5 protein-coding genes are annotated in these 3,321 nt (G+C 49.4%); 2 read left to right on the top strand and 3 right to left on the bottom strand.

Annotation, left to right across the window (positions count from 1 at the left end):
- Positions 1–139 precede the first annotated feature (139 nt).
- Positions 140–625 (bottom strand): hypothetical protein, encoded by a 486-nt coding sequence (locus IQ229_RS19605; RefSeq protein WP_194046606.1) that lies wholly within the window; start codon positions 623–625, stop codon positions 140–142.
- On the opposite strand from IQ229_RS19605, the gene IQ229_RS24240 reads away from it, so the two are divergent.
- On the top strand, positions 624–806 hold the full coding sequence (locus IQ229_RS24240; RefSeq protein WP_221704736.1) for a hypothetical protein: 183 nt from the start codon (positions 624–626) through the stop codon (positions 804–806). The two genes, IQ229_RS19605 and IQ229_RS24240, sit on opposite strands and share 2 nt — an antisense overlap.
- 35 nt (positions 807–841) lie before the next feature.
- On the opposite strand, the gene IQ229_RS19595 is transcribed toward IQ229_RS24240, so the two are convergent.
- Positions 842–1,267: a VOC family protein gene (locus IQ229_RS19595; protein WP_194046604.1), complete on the bottom strand. Its 426-nt coding sequence runs from the start codon at positions 1,265–1,267 to the stop codon at positions 842–844.
- Between the two features lie 227 nt (positions 1,268–1,494).
- On the bottom strand, positions 1,495–2,763 hold the full coding sequence (locus IQ229_RS19590; RefSeq protein ID WP_194046602.1) for an RNA polymerase sigma factor: 1,269 nt from the start codon (positions 2,761–2,763) through the stop codon (positions 1,495–1,497).
- Positions 2,764–2,999: 236 nt separating this feature from the next.
- Between IQ229_RS19590 and IQ229_RS19585 the strand changes: the two genes are divergently transcribed.
- Positions 3,000–3,293 (top strand): YciI family protein, encoded by a 294-nt coding sequence (locus tag IQ229_RS19585; protein ID WP_228013581.1) that lies wholly within the window; start codon positions 3,000–3,002, stop codon positions 3,291–3,293.
- The last annotated feature ends 28 nt before the right edge of the window (positions 3,294–3,321 follow it).

The raw sequence follows: 3,321 nt of genomic DNA, 5'->3' as shown, positions 1-3,321 counted from the left end.
GGGCAACACCGAATAGCCCGCCGCAGGCATCGCTCTTTTTTCCTCTCTACGAGACGCTGAACGCGAGCGCTTGAATGAAGGGCGATAAGCAAGAGCGACATGGCTGGCGCTCTTACCACAATTCCTGTTATTCAATTTTTTATTCCTGAACCACCAACTCTTGCAGTAAAGCATCATTTATCCTTTGTGCCTCTTTTCCAGTACTTTCCTTGATGTCAAAAGCCTGCTGCACCACAGCTTGAACTGACTCTGGCAATGATTCAAATTTTTCCGAATTGAGTATAACGATGCGGCAACCTGGGTAAGGCATAAAATCAGTAAAGGGTTCCATCCCCGATGTAATCAGAGTTTTGCTAAGTTCCGCGATGGGATGATGAGGCTTTTGGTTGTCCTCACTGCGGTTGATTTCTGATGCCATGTAGCCGCAAAACCAACTCAAAGTGTCAATATCTTTCTGCAATGCTACCAAAATACCCGTTACTACTCGTTGGTTGAGGTTGACAGGTAGATAATCAAAGATGCTGTCTAAGGCTTCTGGGTGTCGCTTGTCGCAATAACGCACCGCAGATTCAATAAGTTTATCGATTTTAGTAGGTTGAGATTGCCCAAATCCCTTTGCACACATGGCACTGCCTCAAAATTTACGTGCTGGAAGACGCGATTTTAACAGAATTAGTGGGGCGATGAGCAGGAGCCGGGAGTACATTTATTTCGCAACACTGCCCGGTAAAACCGTTTGCTGGCAGCAACATCAGCAACCCGTAGATGAACATGGTCAATCAGGCGACCTCGATGGAATTCCATAGTGTTATCTTGCCTCTAAAAATGAGTCATTCTCTAGTCAACCATTGTTCTGGTTGAGTTGCTGCTCAAGCTGCTCATCCCAGAAGGCGGCTTCTATTTTGTGTCCATCTGGATCGCGCACAAAGCAGCCGTAATACGGCTCACTATAGTCGGGTCTGCCACCGGGGGCACCATCGTCTTTGCCTCCTGCCGCTAATGCTGCCTCATAGAAGGCGTGGACTGCTTCTTTTGTAGGAGCAATAAAACCAATGTGAGTTCCATTGCCAACCGTTGCAGGTTGCCCGTCGAAGGGAGTTCCCACCCAAAATTCGGGATACTGTTTGCCATAGGCGATCGCCCCCGGATGCTCCATAAATCGCTTACAGCCCAATGTTGGCAACACAGCATCATAGAAGGCGATCGCTCGTTCAAAATTATTAGTACCAATCGAAACGTGCGAGAGAATGCTGGGATTGTTATCCATGTCGGAATCCTCTATCAGTTGATGTGGATGTGCTAGAGAGCCGATCGGTGATTTGCTGCACCCTAACACAACTTGATGAAACGATTGGATTATAACAGTACTTTAGTACTAAGCCGACTTGTCTTCTTTTGCCTTTTGTTAAGTTACAAGTTCACCCTGTTAGAAGATTTTTCATTTCTTTTTCAACGGCATCATGGATGCCTGGCGCTTTAAACTGTTGTAAACCCTTAGCCGGACTGAATGTTAGGTTGAACTTCGCGCAACCGACGTTCCAGAAAACGACGCTCACTGTCATTTGTCACTAATTCTAGTGCCCGTGTATAGCTCTGGGTCGCTTCCTCTAATGCTCCAACACGCCGGAATAAATCTGCACGGGTGGCGTGAAAGAGATGATAGCTGTCCAGTTCTGGAGCAAGGCTATCAATCAGTCCAAATGCGGCTTGAGGACTGTCTGCCATTGCGATCGCCACTGCTCGGTTCAAGGTAACAATGGGTGAGGGCTGCAAGCGTTCCAACACCTCATAGAGCCGCACGATCTGCGCCCAGTCTGTTTCTTCGGCGCGGGTTGCCTGACAATGAAGGGCTGCGATCGCCGCTTGCAGGGCATACACTCCGGTTCCACCCTGCAACGCTTCCTCTACCAGAGGTAAGGCCTCAGCAATCTGTAGATGGTTCCAACGACTGCGATCCTGATCTTCTAGCAAAATCAAATCGCCTGCCTCATCTAGACGCGCATTGCGCCGCGAATCGTGCAATAACATCAGCGCCACCAGTGCTGTGACTTCAGATGGGGGTTGGAGTGCCAGCAATTGCCGCACCAGTTGCCCCAAGCGAATCGCTTTGATGCAGAGGTCAGCCCGCACGATCGCATCTCCTTTGGTTGCGGCATAGCCTTCGTTGAAGATGAGATAGATGACTGTCAGGACTGCCTCTATCCGGGGAGCGATATCAGCCGTCTCAGGTACTTTGTAAGGAATGCCTGCGTCTCGAATTTTGCGTTTAGCACGAACTAACCGTTGTGCCATTGTTGCAGTCGGTATAAGAAAGGCGCGGGCAATTTCGTCGGTTTCCAGTCCACCCAACATTCGGAGGGTCAACGCTACTTGAGTTTCCGTTGCCAGTGCCGGGTGACAGCAGGTAAAGATTAATCGCAGGCGATCGTCTCCAATTTCATCACTGTCATAGGTTGGTTCTTCAGTGGATGGAATTAAGCCAGATGCCGCATACCACTCCAGTTTTTCGGTCAGTTTCGTGCGTCGTCGGAGGCGATCGATCGCCTTGTACCGGGCAGTTCGGATAATCCAGGCACGGGGACGATCAGGAATACCGTCGCTTTCCCACTGATTCACTGCCGCTGTAAATGCTACCTGTGCAGCTTCTTCAGCTACATCAAAATCTCCGACTAGCCGAATCAGAATAGCGACAATGCGCCCCCATTCAGTTCGATAAAGGGCAGCAATTGCTTGAGCCACATCTGTTTTTGGGATTGAAGCCATACCTTTTACAAAAATACATAAAGAATTTTGGGCAAGGTGTCGATTTGAGCAATTCCCGTTCGACTAACTGATAAAGGGAGATAAGTTCAATTGTACTAGACAAAATTTTTGCACTCAGGTGTCGATTTGGACAATTCCCGTTCGACTTAATCACAAAGGAGGCAACCAAATGAAATATTTGCTGCTGATTTATATGGACGAAAACGCCATGAGCGACACCGAGCGGGAGCATTGCTATGGGGAATCTGCCCAACTCGCCCAGGACTTGCTCCCCTCAAGGACAATTTCTGGCGACGGCTCCACTCCATCCTGTTGCAACCGCAACCAGTGTCCAAGTCCGTGATGGCAAATCACTCGTGACCGATGGACCATTTGCCGAAACCCGCGAACAATTGGGTGGATTCTTCCTCATTAATGCTCAGGATTTGGATGAAGCCATTGCGATCGCCACCCGCATCCCAGGTGCAAAAGTCGGCACCGTCGAAATCCGTCCTGTCATCGAAGTTACGGGACTACCAGCACAGCCCTGACCAAGCCCCGTTGGGGCGGGGTATGGGG

This window comes from Nostoc cf. edaphicum LEGE 07299 (genome assembly GCF_015207245.1).
Lineage (GTDB): Bacteria > Cyanobacteriota > Cyanobacteriia > Cyanobacteriales > Nostocaceae > Nostoc > Nostoc edaphicum_B.
The sequence above is the reverse complement of the archived record's forward strand: the minus strand, read 5'-3'. Positions and strand labels throughout refer to the sequence as shown.

Excerpts from the sequence above, each read along its gene's own strand:
- IQ229_RS24240 (WP_221704736.1), top strand. The coding sequence starts at position 624 with ATGGCACTGCCTCAAAATTTACGTGCTGGAAGACGCGATTTTAACAGA.
- IQ229_RS19605 (WP_194046606.1), bottom strand. The coding sequence starts at position 625 with ATGTGTGCAAAGGGATTTGGGCAATCTCAACCTACTAAAATCGATAAA.
- IQ229_RS19595 (WP_194046604.1), bottom strand. The coding sequence starts at position 1,267 with ATGGATAACAATCCCAGCATTCTCTCGCACGTTTCGATTGGTACTAAT.
- IQ229_RS19590 (WP_194046602.1), bottom strand. The coding sequence starts at position 2,763 with ATGGCTTCAATCCCAAAAACAGATGTGGCTCAAGCAATTGCTGCCCTT.
- IQ229_RS19585 (WP_228013581.1), top strand. The coding sequence starts at position 3,000 with ATGGGGAATCTGCCCAACTCGCCCAGGACTTGCTCCCCTCAAGGACAA.